Origin of the sequence: Nocardioides eburneiflavus (genome assembly GCF_004785795.1) — a bacterium.
Classification (GTDB): Bacteria; Actinomycetota; Actinomycetes; order Propionibacteriales; family Nocardioidaceae; genus Nocardioides; species Nocardioides eburneiflavus.
Window position 1 is genome coordinate 2,368,924 of the sequence record NZ_SRRO01000001.1, and the last position, 23,123, is coordinate 2,392,046.

General features: G+C 71.8%; 21 protein-coding genes. 7 read left to right on the forward strand and 14 right to left on the reverse strand.

What is annotated here, in order from left to right; all coding sequences use genetic code 11:
* Positions 1 to 68: 68 nt before the first annotated feature.
* Positions 69 to 512 carry a ferritin-like domain-containing protein gene (locus EXE59_RS11105; protein ID WP_135838958.1) on the forward strand — a complete coding sequence of 148 codons (444 nt, stop codon included), beginning with the start codon at positions 69 to 71 and terminating at the stop codon, positions 510 to 512.
* Positions 513 to 560: 48 nt separating this feature from the next.
* On the opposite strand, the gene EXE59_RS11110 is transcribed toward EXE59_RS11105, so the two are convergent.
* The 5 genes from EXE59_RS11110 to EXE59_RS11135 all read right to left on the reverse strand — a co-directional run bounded on the left by EXE59_RS11110 (position 561) and on the right by EXE59_RS11135 (position 5,976).
* Entirely contained in the window at positions 561 to 809 is a 249-nt protein-coding gene (locus EXE59_RS11110; RefSeq protein WP_135838959.1) for a hypothetical protein, read from the reverse strand.
* A gap of 49 nt (positions 810 to 858) precedes the next feature.
* On the reverse strand, positions 859 to 1,923 hold the full coding sequence (locus tag EXE59_RS23750) for a hypothetical protein (RefSeq protein ID WP_168218485.1): 1,065 nt from the start codon (positions 1,921 to 1,923) through the stop codon (positions 859 to 861).
* A gap of 205 nt (positions 1,924 to 2,128) precedes the next feature.
* Positions 2,129 to 3,190 (reverse strand): hypothetical protein, encoded by a 1,062-nt coding sequence (locus EXE59_RS11125; protein ID WP_135838962.1) that lies wholly within the window; start codon positions 3,188 to 3,190, stop codon positions 2,129 to 2,131.
* A gap of 39 nt (positions 3,191 to 3,229) precedes the next feature.
* Complete coding sequence (locus EXE59_RS11130; protein ID WP_168218486.1) at positions 3,230 to 4,081, reverse strand: glycerophosphodiester phosphodiesterase family protein; 852 nt, start codon at positions 4,079 to 4,081, stop codon at positions 3,230 to 3,232.
* A 29-nt stretch (positions 4,082 to 4,110) separates the two neighbouring features.
* Positions 4,111 to 5,976, reverse strand: coding sequence for an AMP-dependent synthetase/ligase (locus EXE59_RS11135; RefSeq protein ID WP_135838964.1), 1,866 nt, complete (start codon positions 5,974 to 5,976; stop codon positions 4,111 to 4,113).
* Positions 5,977 to 6,169: 193 nt separating this feature from the next.
* Here EXE59_RS11135 and EXE59_RS11140 point away from each other — a divergent pair, with 193 nt between their 5' ends.
* A complete protein-coding gene (locus tag EXE59_RS11140) occupies positions 6,170 to 7,414 on the forward strand; it encodes an MSCRAMM family protein (RefSeq protein WP_135838965.1) in 1,245 nt (414 codons plus the stop codon).
* A 9-nt stretch (positions 7,415 to 7,423) separates the two neighbouring features.
* Here EXE59_RS11140 and EXE59_RS11145 read toward each other — a convergent pair whose 3' ends face one another.
* A complete protein-coding gene (locus EXE59_RS11145; RefSeq protein WP_135838966.1) occupies positions 7,424 to 7,801 on the reverse strand; it encodes an HNH endonuclease in 378 nt (125 codons plus the stop codon).
* Positions 7,802 to 7,867: 66 nt separating this feature from the next.
* Between EXE59_RS11145 and EXE59_RS11150 the strand changes: the two genes are divergently transcribed.
* The gene (locus EXE59_RS11150) at positions 7,868 to 8,149 is read left to right on the forward strand and encodes a hypothetical protein (protein ID WP_135838967.1); all 282 of its coding nucleotides are present in this window, start codon (positions 7,868 to 7,870) and stop codon (positions 8,147 to 8,149) included.
* A 253-nt stretch (positions 8,150 to 8,402) separates the two neighbouring features.
* Here EXE59_RS11150 and EXE59_RS11155 read toward each other — a convergent pair whose 3' ends face one another.
* Entirely contained in the window at positions 8,403 to 9,359 is a 957-nt protein-coding gene (locus EXE59_RS11155) for an SMP-30/gluconolactonase/LRE family protein (RefSeq protein WP_135838968.1), read from the reverse strand.
* Positions 9,360 to 10,122: 763 nt separating this feature from the next.
* Positions 10,123 to 11,445, reverse strand: coding sequence for an HNH endonuclease signature motif containing protein (locus EXE59_RS11160; protein ID WP_246056714.1), 1,323 nt, complete (start codon positions 11,443 to 11,445; stop codon positions 10,123 to 10,125).
* A gap of 270 nt (positions 11,446 to 11,715) precedes the next feature.
* On the opposite strand from EXE59_RS11160, the gene EXE59_RS24830 reads away from it, so the two are divergent.
* Positions 11,716 to 12,201 carry an FAD-dependent oxidoreductase gene (locus EXE59_RS24830; protein WP_135838969.1) on the forward strand — a complete coding sequence of 162 codons (486 nt, stop codon included), beginning with the start codon at positions 11,716 to 11,718 and terminating at the stop codon, positions 12,199 to 12,201.
* Positions 12,198 to 13,145, forward strand: a complete 948-nt coding sequence (locus EXE59_RS11170; protein WP_210428962.1) for an NAD(P)/FAD-dependent oxidoreductase — start codon at positions 12,198 to 12,200, stop codon at positions 13,143 to 13,145. Before EXE59_RS24830 ends, EXE59_RS11170 begins: the two co-directional genes overlap by 4 nt.
* Here the strand turns inward: EXE59_RS11170 and EXE59_RS11175 are convergent.
* Positions 13,117 to 13,320: a hypothetical protein gene (locus tag EXE59_RS11175; protein ID WP_135838970.1), complete on the reverse strand. Its 204-nt coding sequence runs from the start codon at positions 13,318 to 13,320 to the stop codon at positions 13,117 to 13,119. The genes EXE59_RS11170 and EXE59_RS11175 overlap by 29 nt on opposite strands.
* A 72-nt stretch (positions 13,321 to 13,392) precedes the next feature.
* On the opposite strand from EXE59_RS11175, the gene EXE59_RS11180 reads away from it, so the two are divergent.
* Entirely contained in the window at positions 13,393 to 14,346 is a 954-nt protein-coding gene (locus tag EXE59_RS11180; RefSeq protein ID WP_135838971.1) for a GlxA family transcriptional regulator, read from the forward strand.
* A gap of 25 nt (positions 14,347 to 14,371) precedes the next feature.
* On the opposite strand, the gene EXE59_RS11185 is transcribed toward EXE59_RS11180, so the two are convergent.
* From EXE59_RS11185 to EXE59_RS11205, 5 genes are all read right to left on the reverse strand, one after another.
* Entirely contained in the window at positions 14,372 to 15,169 is a 798-nt protein-coding gene (locus EXE59_RS11185) for a DinB family protein (protein ID WP_135838972.1), read from the reverse strand.
* 72 nt (positions 15,170 to 15,241) lie between these two features.
* Positions 15,242 to 16,390, reverse strand: coding sequence for an acyl-CoA dehydrogenase family protein (locus EXE59_RS11190; RefSeq protein ID WP_135838973.1), 1,149 nt, complete (start codon positions 16,388 to 16,390; stop codon positions 15,242 to 15,244).
* Positions 16,383 to 17,273, reverse strand: coding sequence for an oxygenase MpaB family protein (locus tag EXE59_RS11195; RefSeq protein ID WP_135838974.1), 891 nt, complete (start codon positions 17,271 to 17,273; stop codon positions 16,383 to 16,385). The genes EXE59_RS11190 and EXE59_RS11195 overlap by 8 nt, the downstream gene beginning before the upstream one ends.
* A 4-nt stretch (positions 17,274 to 17,277) precedes the next feature.
* Entirely contained in the window at positions 17,278 to 18,318 is a 1,041-nt protein-coding gene (locus EXE59_RS11200) for an LLM class F420-dependent oxidoreductase (protein ID WP_135838975.1), read from the reverse strand.
* A gap of 39 nt (positions 18,319 to 18,357) precedes the next feature.
* Complete coding sequence (locus tag EXE59_RS11205) at positions 18,358 to 22,707, reverse strand: nSTAND1 domain-containing NTPase (protein WP_168218487.1); 4,350 nt, start codon at positions 22,705 to 22,707, stop codon at positions 18,358 to 18,360.
* A 137-nt stretch (positions 22,708 to 22,844) separates the two neighbouring features.
* On the opposite strand from EXE59_RS11205, the gene EXE59_RS11210 reads away from it, so the two are divergent.
* A complete protein-coding gene (locus tag EXE59_RS11210; RefSeq protein ID WP_135838977.1) occupies positions 22,845 to 23,123 on the forward strand; it encodes a hypothetical protein in 279 nt (92 codons plus the stop codon).

Consider the following 23,123-nt stretch of genomic DNA (forward strand, 5'->3'; position numbering starts at 1 on the left):
ACGGGTGATCCGTGGAGGCGACGAGTCCGCAACGGTAGGGACTTCCCCATCCCAACGAAGGAGCAGAGATGTCTGATGACGCCAAGGCGGCCAAGGAACTGGTCGAGACGCTGAAGGACGGCGAGCGGGGCTTCGCCGAGGCGGCCGAGAAGCTCCGCGACGGCGAGCACCCCGAGTGGGCCACGACGCTGCAGCGCTTCTCCGAGCAGCGCGCCGGCTTCTGGCGCGAGATCGTCGAACTGGGTCACCAGTACGGCGACGACGTGGACGAGAGCGGCACCGTCGCCGCAGCGGTCCACCGCGGCTGGATCTCGCTGAAGGACGCGCTCACCGGCGACGACGCCGAAGCCGTGCTCAAGGCTGCCCTGACCGGTGAGGACCACGCGGTCTCGGAGTACGAGGACGCGCTGAAGATGGACCTGAGTGCAGGGTTCCGCGAGGTCGTCGTACGCCAGCAGGCTGCTGTGGTCGCTGCCCGCGACGAGGTCAAGGCGCTCCAGGACGCCAGCTAGTCGCGTCGCCCGGCGTCGCCGCACATGGCGACGTCGGGCGCGGCGCCACTACGCGGTGAGATCGTTGGTCCGCACCGCGATGCGGAAGACGACGAACTCGGCCGGCTCGACCGGGGCCACGCCCACGACCAGCACCAGGCGTCCGGCGTCGATGTCGGCCTGGGTCATGGTCGACAGGTCACAGCGCACGAAACAGCTCTCGTCGGCCTTCGTGCCCGCTCCGACGGTCGGCAGGCTTCGCAGGGCGTTGACACGGCGCGGGCGCAGCTCGTTGATCTCCTGCGGTGACACCGGCAAGCGAGCTCCGCCAGCGCAAGGAAGATGGCACCGACCCATGCACTCCGCGCTAGTCAGCAGGCGGCCGGTCTACCGATGGTTCGTTCCTGTTCACCGGCACCGGCACCGGCCTCGAGCGACCCGCCGTGTCGCGTTGTGGCCGGGGAACCTGGGTGTCCTTTCCCGGAGCCGAGGCGAGCAGGTGGCCGGCCTGCTTGTCGATCAGGCTGGTCAGCAGCTGCTGGGCGTACCCGAGGATGAGGGCGTACGCGAGGATCTGGCCCTGGGAGTCGAGCTCGCTCAGGCCCGGGACGAACTGCCCGCGCAGCACCAGCAACCCGCCGATGGCGGTAAGGGTGCCGAGCGGCAGCTTGAGCGCGGCCAACGCGAAGGGTACGTCGTAGGGCGTCGAGGTGCCGGACAGGTTCTTGATCGAGACGGCGGCCGCGAGTGCGCCGCCCAGGAGGCCGAGCAGCGCCACGACCTCGACGTCGCCGGACGTGGGGCCGCTCTCGGGGTCGTCCGCTGCGTACTCCGCCGTCGGGCACATCAGCATCGCGGACTGAGTCGGCTCCGGGGTCGGGGTGAAGCAGAACGACACCGCTGCCGGGTTGACCGAGACGTACCAGGTGAAGGCGGCCACGAGCACGGCTGTCACGGCGGCTGAGATCAGGACGGCGTTGCGGAAGTTCCTCAACCGTGAGTGCTCGTGATCGGTGGCAGCATGGCCGACCTCGATCGCCTTGCGCAGCTCAGCACGTGCTCGGCCGAGATCGAGGGAGGTGTCGCCGGAGGCAAGCGCAGCGACCGCCTGCCGGCGGGGGTCGTCGCGATCGAGGGAGGCCTCGACCCGGGCGAGCGCCTCCGGGATCTCGGCCTCGACCTCGTCGTGGTCGTACAGCCCGACGATCAGGGCCTCGGCCGCGTGCAGGTTCTGGTAGGCCGCCTCGATCAGCGAGCCGCGCCACCAGTTGGCCACCCGCCCCGGAACCGGGTCCTTGCGAGTAGCAGCCCTCCGAGCGGCCGCCAGCAGCTCGCCGACCGATCTCTCCAGGGCTTCCTGCGCAGCATGCGGTCCTGGCCCGCGTCGGGCACGCAACGTCCTCAGCCGGGCTTCGAGGACGCGGGCACTCACCTCGACGTTCTGTACCCACACTCGTTTCAAGGGCTGACGGCCTTGCGACCAGTCAGCCTCGGTGCAGTCACGACTTCCGTCGTCCATGGCACTCACCGCTCCCCGTCAGTCCAACGCGACATGAACGTCTCAGGACAGCAGTGCTTGCGTGACTCCAGCGTGACCGGCCCGATCCGATCCGGTCAGTGCGGGGGACGGCGCGGGGTCACCGCGTCTGGAGCTGGAACGGGGCCCAGGTGTCCATCGACCCGCGACGCGGCGCGACGGCGTACTCCATCGACCCGTCGACGCCGAGGCGCACGACCGCCCACTTCCCGTCCTGGTAGGTCACCACCAGCACGTGGTCGGCGTCCTCCCAGACCTCGTCGAAGTACGTCGCGGAGCGGCCGTTGCGCGCGCTGGTGAAGCTGTGGACCGTCTCGCCGTCGGCGGTCGCGAGGACGTCGAGGGCAGTCGGGCCGAACCCGTCTGCGTACGCCGGGGTGCCGAGGACGTGCCGGTTGTCGGGGGAGATGTCGGAGAGCTGGTTGTCGCAGGTGCGCCACCGGACCTGCCACGAACGCAGGAGCGCGCTGCACGAGCCGAAGTCGCTGAGGGAGGTGATGCCGCCGAGCCAGCGCTTCCGACCGGTGGTGACGATCCGGAGGTGGGGGACGCGGTCGACGATGCCGTGCGACGACGTGTAAAAGGCCCGGCGCGGGCCGTTGACGTAGACGGTGCAGCCGTTGCTCGTCCCGTCCTCCTTGCAGCTCTCGCCGACCACCGCGACAGCCCGGCCCTTCCCGGTGATCGGGACCGGGCGGAAGCTCAGCACCCGGTCGCCCTCCTCGTCGATCGTCCAGACCCGGCCGGCCCTGCCCGAGAACCCGACGGCCGATCCCCTCGCGGAGACGCCGAGCCCGTGGCCGGTGCGCCACTCGCGGCGGCCGGGAGAGCCGTCGGCGTCGATCCAGCGGGTCCTGGTCCCGCCCCGGCCGAAGGTCTGGATGACGTGGCCGGAGCCCATCGGTGCCAGCTCGGCGAGGCGGTTGGGGGCCGGCGTGCGGCCGCCGTCGGTCCCGTGGATGACGGTCCTCCCGGATCGTCGTTCGCTCCACGCGACGGCAGGCGGAGCGCCCTGGTCGAGCCCGCGGACGTCGAGGACGGTACGGGTCGCCGCCCCGCCGGCGGCCGTCCCGTCGGCCGACGACGAGGGAATCGTCGCAGCGAGCCCGGCGGTGACGGCGAGTGCGGCGGCCAGCGCGGCAGTCCGAGAGAAGGTAGTCATGTCAGGGAGACGTCGCGCACAGGCTCGGGGTTGCCCTGTCTAGCCCGGGAAGGACGGCGGCAGCTCGCGTCCCTCGCCGGCCAGCACCTCGCGCAGCCGCTCCGGGCGGTTCGTGATGAGGCCGTCGACACCGAGCCCGACGAGGTGACGCATCGTGGCCGCGTCGTCCACGACGTACGGCACGACCGCCAGCCCGACGCAGTGGGCCGCGTCGACGAGGGCCGCGGTGGTGAACGGGCGGTACGCCGGGTCGTCCACGCCCGAGGTGTACGGCGAGCCGTGGACCGGCGAGATCGCCGTGAAGCCCTCGCCCGCCGCGGCGTGCACGAAGTCGGTGCCGACCGGGACACCGTCGAACCAGGGCGAGGGTGCGTCGGCGGTGCCGCGGAGGTACTTCGGCGAGACCAGCAGGTTGCGCCCGAGGCGGGGCTCGGTGTCGCCCACGCGGCGCAGCACGCCCCAGTCGAAGCACTGGATGCTGGTGCGCGCGACGAGCTCGTCGATCCGCAGCGCGTCGACCACCCGCGCCACGAACGCCTCGCGCGAGGTCAGGCCGCTGGCGTCGATCGCGTCGAACTTGATCTCCAGGTTGACCCGCACCGGGTGGGCCCCGCGCTCGTCGAGCAGCGCCGCGACCTGCCGCAGCAGCGGCATCGTCGGCGGGAGGTCGCGACGGGTGAGCTCGCGGATCCTCCGGGCGTCGTCGAGGGCCGGGTCGTGGGCGACCACCACGTCGTCCTCGGCGGTGAGGTGGACGTCGAGCTCGAGCGTCGAGACGCCGAGGGCCAGCGCGCGCCCGAAGGCCTCGAGCGTGTTCTGCGGCCAGAGCCCCGCGCCTCGGTGGGCCTGGAGGTCGAAGGCGCGGGGTTTCGAGGCTCGCTCCGCTCGCACCTCAACCACCGGAGTCGATCGCTCGCACCTCAACCAGCGTAGAGACTGTCCACCACGTCGGCGTACTTGGTCTTCACCACGCGCCGCTTGAGCTTGAGCGTCGGGGTGAGCTCCTCGGACTCGGCCGTCCACTCGTCGGCCAGCAGCTCCCAGGCCTTCACCTGCTCGGGGCGGGAGAGGCGCTCGTTGGCCTTGTCGACCGCGTCCTGTGCCATCGCCCGGATCTCCGGCCTGGTCGAGAGGTCGGCGAGGTCGGTGAACTCGATGCCCATCTTCGCCGCGACCAGCGGCGCGATCTCGCCGTCGAGGGTGAGGATCGCGACGACGTACGACCGGTCGTCGCCCAGCGCCATGGCGTGGCCGATGATCGGCGACTCCTTGAGGTAGTTCTCGATGTTGGAGGGCGCGATGTTCTTGCCCGCCGAGGTGATGATCAGCTCCTTCTTGCGGTCGATGATCGAGTAGAAGCCGTCCTCGTCGACCGTGCCGATGTCGCCGGTGTGGATCCAGCCGTCCTCGTCGATGAGGTTGCGGGTGGCCTGCTCCTGCAGGTGGTAGCCGGGGGTGTTGACCGGCCCGCGACAGAGGATCTCACCGTCCTCGGCGAGCCGGACCTCGATGCCGGGGTTGGGGCGACCGACCGTGCCGAGCTTGAAGGCGCCGGGCCCGTTGGAGGTGAAGGCCCCGGTCGTCTCGGTCATCCCGTAGACGTCGTAGACCTGCAGGCCGAGCCCTCCCATGAACTTCGCGACCTCGAGCGGCATCGGCGCCGCCGCGCTGGCCGCCCAGGTCACCTGGTCGAGCCCGAGCAGGAGCCGGAGGAAGCCGAGGATCGCCTCGTCGGCCTTCGCGTACGCCTCCTCGACCTCGGGCGTCATCTCGTTGCCGTGCTCGTGGGCCTGCGTCCACGCCAGGCCGGCGGCCATCGCGTTGGTGACGAGCTCGTGGTTGGCCGGGTCGGGGTCCTCGGCGAGCTTGGCCGAGATGCCCGTCTTGATCTTCTCCCACACCCGGGGCACCCCGAAGAACGCGGTGGGGTGCACCTCGCCGAGCGCTCCGAGCAGGCCGGCCGGGTCCGGGATCGCGTGCACGTGGCTGCCGAGGAACGGGGGAGCGTACGTCGCGAGCACCCGCTCGGCGATGTGGGCGAGCGGGAGGTAGCTGATCGTGCGCTGTGCCCCGAGGAGTCCGGCGGCGTCCAGGGTGGAGACCGCCTCGTACATGACGTTGTGGTGGGTGAGCACCACGCCCTTGGGGTTGCCGGTCGTGCCGGAGGTGTAGAGGAAGGTCGCGGGCAGGTCGGGGGTGATCCGGTCCATCCGCTCCTCGACGCCGCTGGTGTCGTGGCCGCGGGCGAGGAGGTCGTCCCACGTCATCACGCGTGGGTCGTCGACCCGGTCGGCGTCGGCGAGCATCACCACGTGGCGGATCGAGTCGACCTCGGCGAGCGCCTTCTCCCAGCGCTGGTAGCGGTCGTGGTCCTCGAGCACCACGACCACGGGGCGCGACTCGGAGGCGATGAACGCGACCTGCTCCTGCGCGAGGGTGTTGTAGATCGACATCGGCACGGCGGCAGCGGTCATCGCGCCGTAGTCGGCCAGCGTGTGCGCGGTGCGGTTGGCGGCCATGATCGCCACCGGGTCGCCCTTCTCCACCCCGAGGTCCATGAGCGCCGCGGCGACCTGCTGGGTCAGCTCCCACGTCTCGGTCCAGGTGATCGTGGACCACGTCTCGCCCTTGGGCACGTCGAACCGGTCGGAGAACGCCGGGCGGTCGCCGTACTTGTCCGCCGCCTGCCGCACGGTGGCCGGCATGTGCAGGCCGAGGATGCGCGCCTCGTACTGCTCGCGGACTGCCAGGACGTCGGGGTCGGGTGCGAGATCGGGGTCGGTCATCTCCGGCTCCTCGGGTACGGGATGTGGCGGGGGTCACATCATCGTGGGGCCGCGGGCCACGTGGCTAGGTCTGCGGGCGAGACGGGAGGACGTGCCGACGGGGAGGTGGTCCAGACGTGTCCGTGTCCTGCTCCCGGCGTCCCTCCGACAGACGTAGCCTGAGGGGCAGGGTCCCTCTTTCGCTGGAGACGCCATGAACCGCGGCCGCCGACTCCTCCTGACCGGTACGGCGACGTGGCTCGCCGCGGTCCTCGCCGTGACGGGCGCTCCTGTCCCCAGTGCCGTGGCCGACAGCGGACCGGGCGCCGCGCAGGGCAGGGTGACGGACACGGACGGGAATCCCTTGCCGGGCATCGTGGTGTCGTTCCACCTCGCCGGGCAGCTCGTCCGTCAGGACGAGACCGATGCCACCGGCACCTACGAGGTCGGCCAGCTGCCGCCCGACCCGCACTACTACGTGGAGTTCCGGGACCCGGCCGGTGACTTCGCCACCGAGTGGTACTTCGACCGGAATCCTGCCGACTGGACCTACCAGTTCGTCCCGATCGAGCCCGACGAGACGACGACCCTGGTCGACACCGAGATGGAGGACGCAGCGACCATCACCGGTCGCGTCTCGTCGGCGGCAGGAGAGCCCATCGCCGGCGTGGCGGTGTCCCTGTGGCTCATCCGCGGCGACAGTGCCTCGAGCACGAGGACTGCGCAGACGACCGACGCGACCGGGCGCTACACGATCGGCCGGCTGAAGCCTGCCACCTACATCGTCGGGTTCTACGACCCGGCGACCGGGATGCAGGAGTACTGGGACAACGGCGCGACCCTGCTCGGTGGGACGGCCATCGCGCTGTCCGGTGGCGCCTCCGTCACGGCGGACGCGGTCCTCGGCGGCACGATCACGAACACCATGGCGCCGACCATCAGCGGGCGGCCCGAGGTGGGCCAGGCGCTGACCGCCTCCCCGGGCGCCTGGACGCCGGCGGGCATCGCGCTCACCTACCGCTGGGTGGTCGGGGCCGACAGCGACCCGACCGACGACCCGACGGGCGCCGTCTACGTGCCCAGCGCCGCCGACATCGGCAAGACCGTCCGGGTCCACGTCACCGGCACCGCGATCGGGTGGCTGCCCGGCACGGCGCTGTCCGCCCCGTCCGCGCCCGTCGCGCCCGCCGCGGTCGTCAACGTGGTGCGCCCGCGCATCACGGGCGTCGCAAGGGTGGGGCGCACTCTCCGGGTCTCGCGCGGCGAGTGGGAGCCCGCTGCGGTGAGACGCTCCTTCCAGTGGTACGTCGCCGGCCGGCGCGTGAACAGCGCCACCGCGAGGCGGCTCGTCCTACGGTCCGCCCACCTAGGCAAGCAGGTGAAGGTCCGGGTGCGCGCAACCGCTGCCGATCACCGTCCCGCGATCGTGTGGACCAGGTCTGTCCGCGTGCGCCGCTGACGCCGGCGGTCAGTCGACGACGAAGGTCTCCAGCCGGCCCTGCAGCTCAGCCCGCACCTCGGCCTGCACCTCGCCGAGGCGCACGAGGAACGCGCGCTCGTCGAGTCGCTTGCGCCGCAGCCACCCGGTCACCTCGTCGTTGCACTTGCTCGCGTTGCACGACCGGCAGGCCGGCACGACGTTGAGCAGCGTGTAGCGGCCGCCACGCGAGATCGGCAGCACGCAGTCCTTCTGCAGCGGGGTGCCGGTCGCCCCGCAGTAGGCACACCCGCCCCACACCTCCTGGAGTGCCGTCCACTCGGCCGGGCTGAGGTCGTGCTCGACCGCGGCGATCCGCCGCTTGCGCCGCGTGGCTGCCCGGGCGCGTCGGGTGCGGGCGGCAGGCATGAGCTCAGGCTAGGCGCGACGGTGCCGCGAACGAGTGAGGCGCGGGCGTACGGGTAGGTTCGGTGCATGGCACCCCACGACTCCACCACCGACGACGTCGTCGCCGAGGCGGCGCTCCAGCTGTGGTCGGCCGCCCAGACCGACTTCGACCCCTTCGAGGTCCCGTCGCAGGAGTGGCCCAAGACCGCGGTCCCCGTCCGCGACGCCGACATTGCCGTCGACACGCACCTCGAGGTCCAGGACGTACGGGACGCGCTCGAGCGCCTCGACGGCGTGAAGGTCGTCGTCGGGCGGGAGGCCGGCACGGTCAGCGTGCTCCGGGTGATCCCGGAGGACGTACCGCTCTGACGGCCGCCTGGAGCCAGGCACCACGTTGGGCGGCCGGTACGCGCCTCCGATGGTCATGCGCCGTTGCTGGCTTCGTGCCAGTCCCAATGGATGCGGGGGTAGGGGTCCTCAGCGAGGACGAGCGCTCCACACACCCGGCACGCAAGCAGTGCTGGGTCGAACGGGCAGGAGGAGCACCCGCTCCTCACACGGCTACGGGCGCTGGCTGCGTCGTAGGTCCTGACCTCTGCCAGGACGGGCCCCGAAGCGTGTGTCAGGGGCGGATCTGCACCACGTCGAAGTCGGTGCCTGGAGGTGCCCCCGGCCCGAAGGGCGGCGGGAAGCCAAGATCGAACCGGCCGTTGACCAGCGCGAGCCTGCTCCCGTGCCGCGCGACCGTCGTCGGCACACGGAACAGGTCCGAGGTGATCACCTCGACGACCCGCCCGCTGGTGAGGTCCGGCGACAGCTGCACCCGCGCCACCGAGTTCGCGAAGTTCTGCACCACCCAGACCGTACGGCCCTCGACCTGCAGGCCGTCGAGCGTGCCCGCAACCAGACCCGGTCCGGTCAAGGCGATCTGCCTGCTCACCCCGGTCGCCGGGTCGATCAGCGCGAGGATGCCGAGGCCAGTGTGATTGACCAACAGCCAGCCATGATGAGTCGAATCGATGCCGTTGAGACCGAAGCCGCCGGTCGCAGCGGCGGGTCCGGTCACCGTGATCGATTCTGTGGCGCCGAACGTCCCGTCCGCCCCGATGGGCACCTTGTAGATCCTCGGCGCGAACGTGTCGGTGAAGTAGAGAGCCTCACCGGTGATGGCGACGTCGTTGGAGAACGTGGCGCCGGGCGGGCCGAGGACGAGGTCAGCGACGGTCGTCCCGTCGTCGGTGTCGTACACCCAAGCGTGACCAGTCGGGCCGCCGGCGACGACGAGCCAGTCCCTGGCCTTGTCGACCCGCATGCCCACAGCCACCCGGCCGTCATCAGCATGGTTGTCGACCCACGGTGCCCCGTCCCCGCTGCGCAGGTCCCCGCGATAGATGTCGCCGTCGCGCAGCGACCCGACGTAGAAGGAGTTGCCCTCGCCGACCGCGATCCCTTCCGGCTGGAAGTCGTCCGGGATCGGAATGGACGAAGGTCGCGGAGCGGCGACCGCGGGAGCGGCGACCGCGGGAGCGACGAGCACCGAGACGAGGACGGCAGAGATGATTGGGGTGATCAGACGCATGGGATCCTCCGGTCGGGAAAGCCCCCACCTGTCACTGTGCGCCGCGACCGTTGCGAAGTGAATGCCATAATTTGGTCAACCTCCGGCTGCTGGACGATTCCGGGAGGGCTAGCGTCCAATCCGCAGGGTGCGATCGTTCCGGCCCACGCGTGCGTTTCTGCCCCCCGGGCTCATGCCCCGGGGCAGAAGCAAGTCGACCGGACCGCGCGTACGTACGTGCCCTGCAGCACGGAAACTCTCTGAGCGCCATGGTTCGGGGGGCGAACGACGGAGCCGTTGGAGCGGCGCTCAATCGCGTCGGCCCCTCGATCATCTCCGACACGAGCGCGAGGCACGACTGTTGTCGACAAGGCATCGCCTCGAGGACGAGCTGTCGGAGTTGGGAGAGGAGCATGCGCTGCCGACGACTGCCGAGTGGGCAGCGTGGGTCGAGGCGCTGGTACCTCACGACCGCGCCCTCACGCCGGCGTTGACCGCTGACCCTCTAGCTCCACACAAGGCTTTCCGACTCTCTGCGGCCGGCACGCTGAAAGCGTTCCAAGCCACAGTGGCCAGGAAGGCGGAGGGGATCGGCACGCCCGTGCTGATCACGTACCGTGAGCAGAAAGCGGGGCTCTCCCAAGAGTTGCGGGTCCTCGATCGAGACCCGTCCGAGACGCGGTGCGCCCTGCCCATGCAATCTGGGCGCATCGCGGCGCATCCGGCCCACGCCAGATGAGCACACCAGGCCTCGACCCGTAGTGACCTAGGGGCCTCGTCCGCGCTACCTGCGTCGGTGGAACCGGAAGTCGCCGTTGGCGAGCCGGTCGGTGCGGAAGGCGTGGTCGTGGATGCGGTGGTGGTGGTGGCTGCACAGCAGTGCCCCGTCGGTGATGTCGGTACGCCCGCCGGTGTGCCAGGGGTCGAGGTGGTGGGCCTCGCACCAGGTGCCGGGGACGTCGCAGCCCTCGGCGCGGCAGGTGCGGTCGCGGACCAGCATCGCCTTGCGCTGCGCGGGGCTGAAGAGTCGCCGTGTCCGGCCGAGGTCGAGCGGGAGGCTGTCGCCGCCGAGGACGACGGGCAGGATCTTGGCGGTGCAGGCGAGCCGGCGTGCCTGGGCGGCGCTGAGGCGGTCGCCGGTGAGGTCGTCGCCGGGGACGAGTCCGGCGCCGATGAGGTCGGCGGCGGCGAGGTCGGTCTTGAGGGTTTCGAAGTCGATGGTGACGACCACGGTCGTGGCGTCGCCGCCGTGGAGCGGCAGGCGCGTGGGATCGAGGGTCTCGAGGAGCTGGATGAGCGCCTGGCCCATTCGCTTCGGGTACGCGAGACGCGCCACCGGGTCGTGGGCCGTCGCCAGCGGGCCAGGCGCCACCTGCGGTGCGCCCGGCGCGTCCCGGTCGTCCTGGGGCCGGTCGACCCGGGGACTGGTGAAGGCCTCGAGGTAGGTCGCGAGCCGTGTCGCGCTGGCGTCGGGGACGCGGGATGAGATGCGCGTGGTGCCGTCGCCGAGGCGGCGCATGGTGAGGCGGGTCTGGTCGGCAGCGTGGGCTTCGAGATCGGCCAGCCTGGCAGCTTCGGCGGCCTCGGCGATGTCCGGGGCGACGACGTCGAGGATCCGGCGCCCGATCCGGCCCAGCTCCTTGGGACCGAACTCCGCGGCCTGGGCCACCAGGTGCACCTCGGCGCGGGCGACCGTGTCGGCGTCGACCACCTCCGGCAGCGCGCCGAGCACGCGGTGGATGACATGAGCCTGCGCGAGCGTCACGGCGCCCTCGCGCATCGCCGCGGCGAGCCTCGGGCGCTCGCGGTCCAGCGCATGGGCCAGGTGAAGGTCGGCACGGGCGTCGGCGAACCGGGTGCGCGTGTGGTGCGCCAACCAACCCGCGGCGTCCTTGGCGGCCGCCTGCTCGGCGAGGTCGCCGGCGTCGCCCAGGACCCGCAGCCGCAGCTCGGCAAGCTGCGACTCGGCGGCCACGAGCTCGCGCAGCGCGACGGCCTTGTCGTCGACGCTCATGAACGTCGGGTTGGCGTCGGCGACGGCCTTGAGCGACGCGCGTACGTCGGTGGCGGCAGCGACGATGGGGTGGGTCACGCTGGGCTGGATCACCACCAGGCCTCCTCTCGACGACGGGTCCCATGCCGCGCACACGCGCGGCTGGTCAACGGTCGTCGCTCCTGGAGGCCCCCCGGGGGGCTATTACTCACCCTCGCAACTCGCTGCGTCCAGCCAGAGCCCGGGTTGGACGATCACCCTAGGGCCCTGGACCTCTTCAGCGTGGGTCCATTCTAAACGCGTCGGACAGTATTCGCAACCGTGTTCGACGAACGAGTGCGAGCTCTCGTCGGTCTGTGTGACGGCCTCGCCTAGATTCACCGCATGAGAGCCGAGGTGGTGGTCGTGGGTGCCGGCCTGGCCGGGTTGCGGTGCGCCCACGCGCTGACGGACGCGGGTCGCGACGTGGTGGTCCTCGAGGCCTCCGACCGCGTCGGCGGCCGCATCCGGACCGGCCGCATCCGCACCGGCCGCATCCGCACCGGCCGCGTCGACGGCTTCCTCGTCGACCATGGGCGGCACCTCGTCCAGGGCTCCGCCCTCCTCGGCCCCGGCCGCGACACCGACGAGGCGTCGATGCGGCGCGATGCCGGCGAGCTGCTCGGGACCACCACCTCCGGGTGGGAGGTCGTCGCGCGCCACGACGTCCCGCACGCCCTCCCGGCGCAGCCGGTGCCCGACACCGCCGCCCGTCCGGTGCGGCACGGCGACGTGCTCGTGTGCGGCGACCACCGCGACACCTGGTCGAACCAGGGCGCGCTGGTCAGCGGGCAGCGCGCCGCCGCCGCCGTGCTGGAGTCCCGGTCGTGAGCGACCGGGGCGACGTGGTCGTCGTCGGCGCCGGGCTGTCCGGCGTCGCCTGCGCCCGCGAGCTGAAGGCCGCAGGCATCGGCGTACGCCTCGTCGACCGCGGCCACGTGCCCGGCGGGAGGATGGCGTCGCGGACCCTGTGGGAGCGCCGCGTCGACCTGGGCGCCTCCTACTTCACCGTGTCGGACGCCGGGTTCGGCGCCGTCGTCGACGACTGGGCCGGCCGTGGGCTGGCCCGCGAGTGGACCGACACGTTCACCGTCCTCGGCGACGGGGCGCGCGACTCGACGCGCGGGCCGATGCGGTGGGGTGCGACGCGCGGGCTGCGGTCACTGGTCGAGGACCTCGCCTCGGGCCTGGCGGCCGAGCGGCGAGAGGTCGAGTCGCTGGAGGAGATCGACGCGGACGTCGTCGTGCTGGCCATGCCGGACCCGCAGGCCCGGCGCCTCGTGGGTGGGCACCCGGTCGCGCAGTCGCTCGACCGAGAGTGGGAGCCGGTGATCGCCGTGGCCGCCCGCTGGGCCGACCGCAGTTGGGACCTGGACGGGGTCTTCGTCAACGGAGACCCCGACCTCGGCTGGATCGCCGACGACGGTCGTCGCCGCGGTGACGGCGCACCCGTGCTGGTCGCCCACACGACTCCCGCGCTCGCGGCGCGCCACCTCGAGGACCCGGCCGGCGCCGCTCCGGACGTGCTGCGGGCGTTGAGGCGGATCCTCGACCTCGGCGAGCCCGAGGACGTCCACCTCCACCGCTGGACGTACGCCCGCCCCGTCGGCGAGCGCAGGGACCCCTTCGCGCTCGTCGACGGCGACCGGCTGGTCGGTGTCTGCGGCGACGGCTGGGGCGTGACGCCCAAGGTCGAGACCGCGTGGCTCTCCGGCACCCGGCTCGGGCGGGCGCTGGCCGAGCGGCTCAGCGCGGCCGGTGCGCCGAGCACGTGACGGACGGTTCGCGACGCGCGCCGTGGTCGGCCGGTACGTCCATGCCGTGACGCAGCCTCGACGCTGCGTCGATGCCCCAGAACATCTGCCGGGCGGCGCGCCAGGCGGAGCGGAGGAAGAGGCGTGCGAGCTGGCGGTCGGAGCCGGTGACGGTGGTGTCCGGTGCGAGGTGCATGACTCCAGACTGCTCGTCCGTCGGCTCGAGAAGCAGTGGCAAGATCGACACATACTGATAGATTCTTGCCACATGGCACGTCCCACCGTCGCGATCCCGCTGCTCGACGGCATGACCCTCTTCGAGATCGGCATGCCGCTCGAGGCCTTGGGCTACGACTGGGATCCCGGCCGCGGCCCGCTATACGACGTGACGACGTGTGGCGACCAGCGGGGTGTCCGGACCCACACCGGCGCCCGGCTCACGCCGGACCGTCCGCTGTCGGCGCTGGCCGACGGCGACACGGTCCTGGTGCCGGCCGTGCCACCCGGGCGACCTGTCGGACGTCGGGCAGTCGCCGAGCTCCGCCGTGCGGCCGCGCGTGGGGCACGCATGGTGTCGCTGTGCACGGGCACGTTCGCCCTCGCCGAGGCCGGGCTGCTCGACGGTCGTCGTGCTACGACGCACTGGCGTCACGCGGCGCTGCTGCAGCGGACGTACCCCGACGTCGACGTCGACGCCCGCGCGCTGTACGTCGAGGACGACGGCGTCTTCACCAGCGCGGGCTCGGCCGCGGGGCTCGACCTCTGCCTGCACCTCATCCGGCTCGACCACGGCGAGCGCGCCGCCAACGCCCGGGCCCGGTCGCTCGTCATCGCCTCGCACCGCGACGGCGACCAGGCGCAGTACGTCCGTGCGGAACCACTCGAGGACGACGCGGCCTGGCTGGACGACCTGCGCGCCTGGCTGCGCGAGGACCTCCGCCGACCGGTCACCCTGGCGGAGCTCGCGGGTGTGCAGGGTCTCTCGCCCCGCACCCTCGCCCGTCGCTTCGACCGCGACGTCGGAACGACCCCCATGCGCTGGGTCGGGTCGGAACGGATCGCCGCCGCGAAGGAGCTGCTCGAGGCCACGGAGCTGACGGTCGACCACATCGCCTTCGACGTGGGCTACGGCTCGCCGGTGACCTTCCGTGCGGCCTTCACGCAGGAGGTCGGGATCTCGCCGGGCCGCTACCGGTCCAGGTTCGCCGCCGCACGGCAGTGATGCCCGAACCCGCCGGCGGCCCGCATCAGCGCGTCGCCAGCACCGCGAGGTCACGCTCGGCGTAGAGCCGGTGCTGCCACTCCTCGTTGAGCACCACGCGCAGGCAGTGGCCGACGGTCAGGTCCTCGGCGTCGCGGAGGAAGGGCGTCGCCGAGGTGACCTGCCGGGCGAGGCCGGCGTCGTCCATGCGCTCGAGCAGCTCCGCCACCGTCGCCCGCCGCTGGCGACGAAGCGCGAGCACCTCGTGCAGCTCCGGGCGCGCACGCCGCTCCCACGGGACGCCCTCGTGGACCGGCGCCTCGTCCCAGGGCAGGTCGAGGGGGTGCCACGGCGAGGGGAAGCCGTAGACGACGCCGCTGATCCAGCAGGCGTGGGCGAACCCGAGGTGGCGCAGCGTCTGGGTGAAGGACCACTCGCCGTCGACCTGCTCGTGCAACATCTCCGGTGGCAGCACCCGGGCCTTGTCGAGCGTCTCGCCCCAGAGCCGGTCGAGGATCGCAAAGGCCTCCCGGAAGCCGTCGGCCGTCGTCGGCCGCATCGCCGCCCGCTCGGGGTGGCGCCGGTCGAGCTCGGCCTCGACGAGGGGGGCGACGTCGACGCCGTTGACGACCAGCCGGCCCACCTCGCCGCCGATCTCGAGGTCAGGGACCTCGACGCCGGACATCCGCACCTTGTCGAGCTGGGCGGCACTGATGCGTACGCCGCTGAGGTCGACGTCGGTGAAGGACGACCCTGCCAGGGACACGTCGTGGAAGGTCGCCCGCCGCAGGAGCACCTTCTCGAAGCGGGAGTCCGAGAGATCCTGCTCGGTGAAGTCGGTCATGGCCGACAGGGTAGGGCCGGATGCGGACGTTCAGGGCCCGGATCGCCTCACCCGGTCGACGAGGGCGCGCGGCTACAGCCCCAGCATCCGCCCGATGATCTCCTTCTGGATCTCGGTCGTCCCGCCGTAGATCGTCTGGATCCGCGAGTCGGTGTAGGCCTTGGAGATCGGGTACTCGTCCATGTAGCCGTACCCCCCGTGCAGCTGCACGCCGGCGTCGACCACGCGCTTCTGCAGCTCGGTGGTCCACCACTTCGCCATCGACGCGAGCGCCGTGTCGACCGAGCCCTCGTTGAGCCTGAGCACGCAGTCGTTGATGAAGACCCGCGCGATGTGGGCCTCGGTCGCCATCTCGGCCAGCACGAAGCGGTTGTGCTGGAACTTCCCGATCGGACGACCGAAGGCCTCGCGCTCCTTGGCGTACGCCAGGCACAGGTCGAGGACGTGCTCGACCGCCGCGACCGCGATGCAGCCGATCGAGATGCGCTCCTGGGGCAGGTTCTCCATCAGCGAGACGAAGCCGGATCCTTCGGCGCCGAGCAAATTCTCCTTGGGCACGCGCACGTCGGTGAACGACAGCTCGGCGGTGTCCTGGGCGTGCAGGCCCATCTTGGCGAGGTTGCGGCCGCGCTCGAAGCCCTCCATCCCGCGCTCGACGACGAGCAGGGAGATGCCCTGGTGCCCGGCGTCTGGGTTCGTCCGGCAGACCACGACGACGAGGTCGGACAGGATGCCGTTGGAGATGAAGGTCTTGGACCCGTTGAGGACGTAGTGGTCGCCCGCGTCGACCGCCGTCGTACGGATGCCCTGGAGGTCCGAGCCCGCACCCGGCTCGGTCATCGCGATCGCCGTGACCAGGTCGCCCGACACGCAGCCGGGCAGCCAGCGCTGCTTCTGCTCCTCGGTGCCGAGGGAGGAGAGGTAGGGCACGATGATGTCGGTGTGCACGGCGAAGCCCGGGCCTGATGCGCCGGCGCGCGCCGACTCCTCGGCGAGCACCATGTTGTAGCGGAAGTCCTTGATGCCCGGCCCGCCGTACGCCTCGTCGACGTCGAAGCACAGCAGCCCGCGCTCGCCGGCCCGGCGCCACACCTCGCGGTCGACGATGCCGGCCTGCTCCCACGCGGCGTGGTGGGGCGCGACCTCCTTGTCGAAGAACGCGCGCGCGACGGCGCGGAAGTCCTCGTGCTCCTGCTCGAGGATGCTGGGGCGCTCAGGCACGGTGGTGTCCTCCTGTGGCGGGGTGGGCGTTGAGCTCGTCGAGCATCGACAGCGGTCCGAGGTCCTCGAGCCGGTGGCCGTGCGGGTAGGTGCTCGGGCGGTGGACGTACGCCGTGCGCCGCGGTGGCGCGAACCGGAGCAGCCGGCCGCGCAGCCGCAGCCCGCCCCGTACGGCACGCACGAACCAGCGCGGCTGCCGCGGCAGGCCGAGCGCCTCGCGCAGCGGCTCGTCCATCACCGCGATCGTGACGCGGCGCAGCAGCGGGCGTAGCGGGGGAGGGGCGACCTCCTTCGCGATGGCGATCGACGCCTCGGCGAGCCGGGTCGCGGCCGGCGTGTGGGCGAAGTGGCGGCGCTCGTGGTCGACCAGCAGGGCGAGGTAGCCGTCGTACGTCGCGGGCAGGTCCTTGAGGCCCATCAGCTCGCCGAAGCGGGTGGTGACCTTCGCGATCGCGGCGAGCTCGACCGGGTCGAGGGGACGCCAGCCGTAGGCCTCGATCCACCGGACCGGACCGACGATGGTCGTGGCGAGGACGTAGGCGAAGTCCGCGGCCGTGATGTCGTAGTGGCCGTGGATGCGGTTGAGCCGGCGCAGCGCGGCGTGCGAGCGCGGTGAGTCGATGCCGTCGAGCGTGGCCTCGTCGCCGATCAGGATGGTGTCGTCGTAGCGCTTGACGCCGTGGTCGGCAAACTCGCGGGTGCGGTCGAGGAGCTCGGCGATCGGGGGGACGCCGTAGTCGCGCATGAACGCGATGCCGGTGCCCTGCACGTAGTCCCAGGGGAACTCGTAGCGGGCGGTCAGCCGCAGGATCTCGTCGTGGTCGACCTCCGGGTCCAGCGACCGGATCCGGTGGAGGTTGTCGAAGCGACCGGGCGCGTGCACGGTGTCAGGACACCCATTCCTTGACCTGCGCCACGGTGGCGGCGGGGTCGTCGCTGACCGGGGTGATGTTGAGGTCGGTGACGCCGGCCTCGCGGAAGGCCTCGATGCGCTCCCTGACGTAGGACTCCGGTCCGACGAGGTTGGCGGCCTCGAGCCACTCGGTGGGGACGAGCGCGGCGGCCTCCTTCTTCTTGCCGGCGAGGTAGAGGTCCTGGATCTCCTCGGCCTCCTGCTCGTAGCCGTAGGCGCGGGCGACGTCGTTGTAGAAGTTCTTGCCCTTCGCTCCCATGCCCCCCACGTAGAGCGCGAAGACCGGTCGGGCGAAGTCGAGCAGCGCCTTGGTCTCGGGGCCATCGCCGATCGCGACCATGCCGCCGGCCATCACCTGCAGTGGACCGAGGCCGTCGAGCCGCTTCGCGGTGCCCTTCGCGAGGGCGTCGCCCCAGACCAGGTGCGCCTTCTCGGGGTGGAACAGGTGCGGGATCCAACCGTCCGCGATCTCGGCGGTCTGCTCGACGTTCTTCGGGCCGAGGGCAGCGATCCAGATCGGAATGGTGTCGCGCTCGGGCCGGGTGAGGAGCTTGAGCGGCTTGCCGAGCCCGGTGACCGCGCCGTGCTCCTTGGTCAGCGGGAGGTGGAACTCACCGTCGGCCGACAGTGGCTCGCGCTTGAGGCCGCTGCGGATGATCTCGACGATCTCCGCGGTCCGCGCCATCGGCCGGCTGTAGGGCACGCCGTGGAAGCCCTCGATCACCTGCGGTCCGCTGACGCCGAGACCGAGGATCGCGCGGCCCTGGCTGACGTTGTCGAGGCCGGCGGCGGTCTGCAGCAGGGCGCCAGGCGTGCGCGAGTAGATGTTGAGGATCCCCGACCCGATCTGCACGGTCTCGGTCCGCGCGGCGAGATAGCCCATCAGCGTCGGTGCGTCGAAGCCGTACGCCTCCGCGACCCACACGCTGTCGAGCCCGGCCCGCTCCAGCGCGACCACGTCGTCGGCCGCCTTGCGGGGGTTGCCGTCGTACATCAGGAGGGTGGCGAGGCGCATGCGGCAATCGTGACAGTAACACTGTCACGGTGCAAGGTGTCAGTCCTGCGGGCAGACGGATTCGTAGGGCTGGGCGGGCAGGTACTGCTCCCACTCCGCCTCGGTCAGGTCCCGCCCGGCCATCTGGCACGCGAAGTCGAGGGCCCGGTCGACGTCGGTGTCCCACCGGTAGATGGACCCGTCGTACGACGCGATCACCACGTCGTGGCTGTCGCCGATGAACTCCGCGCCGGAGCCGGCGCACGTGTCCTGGCCCCCGCCGTTGCACGGGGACGCGGGCACGTCCGACACGGGCGCCCCGCGGTGGGGCGGGTAGACGGTGCCGAGGCGCTCCAGAGTCGCGGCGTCCCAGAGGGTGACGCCGCCCTCGGTGTCACCGGTCACCAGGCGCGCGCCGTCGTCGGAGTACCGGACCCACAGCGCCTCCGTGCCGAGGCGGAGGGACCGGCGCAGCACGTCGCCGGTCGCGACGTCGATGGTCACGACCTCGCCGTTGTAGCCGGCCACGGCCACGACCGACCCGTCCGGGGACGACGCCGAGGACCACGCGAAGTCTTCGAGCACGCCCTCGTGGATGACCTCGCCGCCGTCGGAGTCGACGATCCGCCACCGCTCGGACTCACCGTCCAAGCCGGTCTCGAAGACGAGCGCCGCGGTCCCCGACCCGATCGCCGTGGCGCAGCACTGCGACGGGACGTCGAACGCTTCGCCTCGAGGCTCGAGGGTCTCGCTGTCGAGGACCAGAGTCCGGCCGCGCGGCCCCGTTCGCCATGCATCACTCACCAGCAGGCTGCGCCCGTCATCGATGTATTCCAGCGACCAGACGTTGCCGTCCGACCACTCGTCCCCCTGGATCCGGTCGACGACGTCGCGGCGCCCGATGACGGTTCCCGTTGCTGCGTCCAGGACCGTCACGATCCCTCTCTTGCCGCACCGGTCGGCGCACCCCTGTACTGCGTACTGCCCGCTGTCGGGATGCCATGCACCCACCGGCCAGGTGCCGAACCACCGCTGGTCCTCGACAACCGGGACACGCGTCGGCGGCGTGGCCGCGCCGGTGGCCGGGTCGGTGAACGTGATCCAGCCCTGTTCGTCCTCGATCCAGCTGTAGGCGACGCGCCCGCCGTCGGGGGACACGTCGGCGCGCGCGAAGAGTGCCGGTCCGTCGACCCGGGCGGTCCGGCGCACGAAAGTGTCCTGGTAGGAGATGTCCCACGTGCGGAGCATCGTGTCGGCGCCACCACCCGTGTGGACGAGGCGGTTGTCCGGGCTGAACCCGACGCCCCAGGCGTCGTAGGTGAACCATCGGTGCAGATGCCGGCCGGTGGCTACCTCCCACACTGCCAGCTCCCCGCTGCGCGTGACAGTGCCCAGCAGCGAGCCGTCCGGAGAGAAGCGGGCGTCGTTCGGCCAGTCGCGGTGACCGCCGAGCGTGCGCACCGTCGTGCCGTCGGTCGAGTCAAGGAGCAGCACGTCGGTCAGGGTCGCGTGGTCCTCGATGGCGAGGATGTCACCCTCGAAGGTGATGTCCAGGGCGCTCGACTCGAGCTCCTCGCGCTGCCAGAGCACCTCGCCCGACTCCACGTCCCAGGCGGTCACGGGCCGGTTGGTGTAGAGGATCCGTCCGTCCGGGCTGAGGGCCACCAACTGGCCAAGGATGCCCGTCGGGATTCGGGCGGGGGGCTCGGACGGTGAGCGCAGGTCCCAGACCATGACCCAGGCGGGTGTCCCCTGCGCGAGGGGTCCGGGCTTCCGCGCGGAGAACATCGCCGCCGCGAGGTGGCTCCCGTCGGCGCTGAACCGGACGTCGATCGCGATGAACGGGCGGGCGCCTGCCGGCGCGAGCTGCACGGCGCTCTCCTGCATGGAGTCCCTGTCGAGCAGGACCACCGGCTCGCTGGACCGAACGCTGTAGGGCACGACGGCCAGCCGCCGGCTGTCGGGGCTGAACGCCGACATGATCCACCCGGGGCCCAGCTCGGTAGGTGGCTCCGCCTCCCAGCTGTTCACCAGCCGATTCGTGGCGGTGTCGTAGAGATGCAGCCGGTTCGAGTCGTCTCCGGACGCGATCCAGCGGCCGTCCCGGCTGACGAGGGGGTAGTTCAGGTAGCCGCCTCCGGGCTCGGCCGAACGGATCAGCTTGGGCTGCCGGGCCAACGTGGTGAACAGGTTGGCGCGGGTCTCGCTCGAGTCGTCGAGGCGCGCACCCGCGACCGCGAGCAGCAGTGGAAGGCTGAAGTCACGGACCACCTGCGCCCGGACGCCGACCCGCCCGGCGTCGGCCGCGACAGCTGCTCGAGCCGCCCGGGCGGCGTTCTCGTTGGCGCGGTCGGACTGGACGGCGGCGACACCCCCGGCCGCCAGCGCCAGAACCAGGAGCGCGACCGCTCCGCCGAGCACGATCCGCAGCCGGCGGATCAACCGGGCCTGCGAGCGTGCTCGCTCAGCGGCGGTCTGCTCCTCGATCTCGGCGACCGTGCGTGCCCGGTCGAGGAACGCGCGCTCGGTCTCGGTGAGGGCGGACGTCGTACGGTCCTTCCAGTCCAGCGCACGGACCAGGCGCACGCCGCGGTACAGCTCGCTGTCCGGGCGGCCCATCGAGTCCCAGGCATCCGCCGCGGCCGAGAGGTGGTGCAGCAGCCGCTGCCCCTCGACGTCGTCGTCGAGCCAGGAGCGCAGGCGCGGCCAGGCCCGTGCGAGCGCCTCGTGGGTGATCTCCAGGGCGCCGTCGTCGCTGGTCACCAGCCGTGCCGCCACGAGCGCGTCGACCATCTGGTCGTGGTCGGCATCCGCGGCGATGAGGCGTCGTGGCACCCGCGTGCGTACGGGCTCTCCATCAGGCCCCGGCGAGACCAGCCGCAGGACCAGGTCGCGGAGCATCGGCCGGTGCTCGCGGTCGGTCTCGGCGTACAGCCGCTCGGCCGACTGGGCGACCGCTCCGTGGATGCCGCCGCTGGCGCGGTACCCGTCCACGGTGAGCGTGTTCCCCTCCCGGCGCTTCCAGGTCTCCAGCAGCGCGTGCGAGAACAGCGGCAGGGCACCGGGATCGCCCTCCACCTCACGGACGAGCAGGTCCACGAGGCCGGGCTCGAGGTGGAGACCTGCCTGGCGGGCCGGTGCCTCGACAGCCTGACGGAGACCCTCCTCGCCCAGCCCGGCGACGAGATGCAGTCCCTCCTCGACGTGGACGCTCAGGTCGGGGTGCGCCGCCAGGTCGGCCAGCCGGTCCGAGCGCAGGGCGATGACCACCGTACGGGTGTGGAGCTCGGCCACCAGCCGTCCGATGAACCCGGCCCGTTCCGCGGTGTCCTCGCAGAGGGTGAAGACCTCCTCGAACTGGTCGACGAGCAGCGCGGTCGACGCGGGCGCTCCGCCCAGGACGGTCAACGCCTGGAGGGGCCGCCGGCCCGGCATGATCACCACGCTGGCCTGACCGGCGTCGCGCAGCGCCGCCGCCAGACCGGCGCGGAGGAGCGACGACTTCCCCGACCCGGACGGCCCGACCAGCGCGAGCAGCGGGCTGCGGCGCAGCACCCGGTGGCATGACTCGACGTCGTCCTCACGGCCGAAGAAGCGCTCGACGTCGTCGAGTTCGAAGGCGAGGAGCCCCTGGTACGGGCAGGTCGCTCGTGCCTCGGCGGGAGCCGCCGAGCCCAGCAGCGAGTCGTCCTGGCGCAGGATCGCGCCCTCCAGCGCCACGACGTCCGGCCCCGGGTCGATGCCGAGGTGCTCGGAGAGCACGGACTTGAGCTGGTGGATGGTGCGCAGCGCATCGCCCTGCCGGCCGGTCAGGTACTGGGCGTGGGCCAGGAGAGCCCACCGGCGCTCCCGCACCGGTGCGGCGCTGACCAAGGCCTGCGCCTCGGCGAGGACGTCGCGATACCGGCCGGCACCGATGTGCGCCTCGATGCGCAGCTCCTCGGCGTCCAGGCGCAGCTCCTGCAGGCGGCGTACCTCGGACTCGGCGCCGACCCAGCCTTCCAGGGCGCCGAATGGCTCGCCCCGCCACAGGGCCAGGGCCTCGGTGAGCTGGAAGGCGGCCCGGTCGTGCTCGCCGAGCACGAGCAGCTCGCGGCTACGGGCCACGCCGCGTTCGAATCGCTGGGAGTCCACCTCGCCGGCGGGCAGCGCGAGCTGGTAGCCGTCAGCAGACGTCACGATGGCGTCCTGGCCGAGGAGCTTGCGGAGCCGGACGACGCAGCCCTGGATGTTCTTGGCCGCGGAGGCCGGCGGCCGGTCGCCCCACACGGCGTCGGCGAGCTGGTCGGTGCTCACGGGTCGCCCGGCGCGTGCCACCAGCGCTTCCAGGATGACCCTGTCCCGCCGTCCCAGCGTGCCCGAGTCGTCGATGGTCAGCGGGCCCAGTACGGCTATGCCCACTCCCGCCACGATCCGCTCCTGCACTGGGGGCGTCAAGCGCCGAGATACCAGCGCGATACCGGGACTGGACCAGTGGGATACCGCGTGGCGGCAGCGTCGACGGGGTCGGGCCACCCGGGTCCGGCGACTCACCTCAGGAGACCGAGATGTTCACCATCGGCAGGACCATCACCACCACCGCCATCGCCACGACGGCCGCCGCCGTCACCTTCGTCTTCCCAGGCCCCGGGGCCGCGATCCCGGTCGACGATGTTCCGGCACCTCACACCGACACGGTCATGGTCGAGCGTCCGTGCTACATGACCCGGCCCGGCTGGAACACTCCCGGCGGCTGGGAGCAGCCGGTCTGCCACACCGAGGTGCGTGCCCGGGTCGCCGACCCCGCTCCCGCCGTACGCCGGCTGGCCGAGGACCACATGCCGTGA